Origin of the sequence: Promineifilum sp. (SeqCode) (assembly GCF_041918635.1) — a bacterium.
Classification (GTDB): Bacteria; Chloroflexota; Anaerolineae; order Promineifilales; family Promineifilaceae; genus Promineifilum.
On record NZ_JAYRVJ010000340.1, the window covers coordinates 1 to 1,614 of the forward strand.

Genomic DNA, 1,614 nt, shown 5'->3' on the forward strand with positions numbered 1-1,614 from the left:
CGAGACCATCTTTGACACGCTCAACGCCAAGGCGGCCATCTTCGGCATCCAGCGCTACTTCGACGAGGCGGGCGTCGAACGGCCGCTGATGATCTCCGGCACCATCGTCGACGCCAGCGGGCGCAACCTGTCGGGCCAGACAGCCGAGGCCATCTACTACTCGATCATGCACGCCAACCCGCTCATCGTCGGCCTCAACTGCTCGCTGGGCGCGGCGGCCTTCCGCGATCACACCTACGCCCTGTCGCAAGTCGCGGCGACCTACACCCACATCTACCCCAACGCCGGCCTGCCCAACGAGTTTGGCGAGTACGACGATACGCCGGAGTACATGGCCGGTGTGTTGCGCGAGTATGCCGCCGAGGGGCTGCTCAACGTCGTCGGCGGCTGCTGTGGCACGACGCCGGCCCACATCCGCGCCTTTGCCGAGGCCGTCCGCGACCTGCCGCCTCGCCGCATCCCCGACGTACCGCCCTACGCGCGCCTCAGCGGTCTGGAGCCCCTGGTCATTGGCCCAGAGACGAACTTCGTCAACGTCGGCGAGCGCACCAACGTCACCGGCTCGCGCCGCTTCGCCAAGCTGATCCTGAACGGCGACTACGCTGCCGCCCTCGACGTGGCCCGCCAGCAGGTGGAGAACGGCGCGCAGATGATCGACATCAACATGGACGAGGGGCTGCTCGACGCCGAGGCGGCCATGCCCCGCTTCTTAAACCTTATCGCCGGCGAGCCTGACATCGCCCGCGTGCCGATCATGCTCGACTCCTCCAAGTGGAGCGTCATCGAGGCCGGCCTGAAGTGCATCCAGGGCAAGGGCATCGTCAACTCGGTCAGCCTGAAAGAGGGCGAGGCGGAGTTTATCCGGCAGGCCACGCTGGCCCGGCGCTATGGCGCGGCGGTCGTCGTTATGGCTTTCGACGAGAACGGTCAGGCGGAGACGGCTGACCACCGCGTCGCCATCGCCCATCGCGCCTACCGCATCCTGACGGAGCAGGTAGGCTTCCCACCGCAGGACATCATCTTCGACCCCAACGTCTTCGCCGTCGCCACCGGCATCGAAGAGCACAACGCCTACGCCCTGGCCTACTTCGAGGCGGCGCGGCGTATCAAGGCCGAATTGCCCGGCGTACTGATCAGCGGCGGCGTCAGCAACGTCAGCTTCTCCTTCCGCGGCAACGATCCGGTGCGCGAGGCGATGCACTCCGCCTTCCTCTACCACGCCATCCGCGCCGGCATGGACATGGGCATCGTCAACGCCGGCCAGCTGGCGATCTACGAAGACATGAACAAGGAACTGCTGGAGCGGGTCGAGGACGTGCTGCTGAACCGCCGGACGGACGCGACCGAGCGGCTGGTGACCTTCGCCGAAACGGTGCAACGCGGTGGCAAAGAGAAGCACGAAGACCTGGCCTGGCGCAGCCTGCCCGTTAACGAACGGCTGGCCCATTCTCTGGTGCAGGGCATCAACGCCTACATCGAGATAGACGTGGAAGAGGCGCGGCAGCAGGCCGAGCGCCCCCTGCACGTCATCGAGGGGCCGTTGATGGACGGCATGAACGTCGTCGGCGACCTGTTCGGCAGCGGCAAGATGTTCCTGCCGCAGGTCGTGAAGAG

The 1,614-nt window shown here is 66.2% G+C and carries 1 protein-coding gene; it reads left to right on the forward strand.

Translation table 11 applies throughout. The features are described 5' to 3' along the window. Nucleotides 1-1,614 (forward strand): dihydropteroate synthase (locus tag ACE3UY_RS10950; protein ID WP_374687567.1); only part of this gene is annotated, 1,614 nt, incomplete at both ends.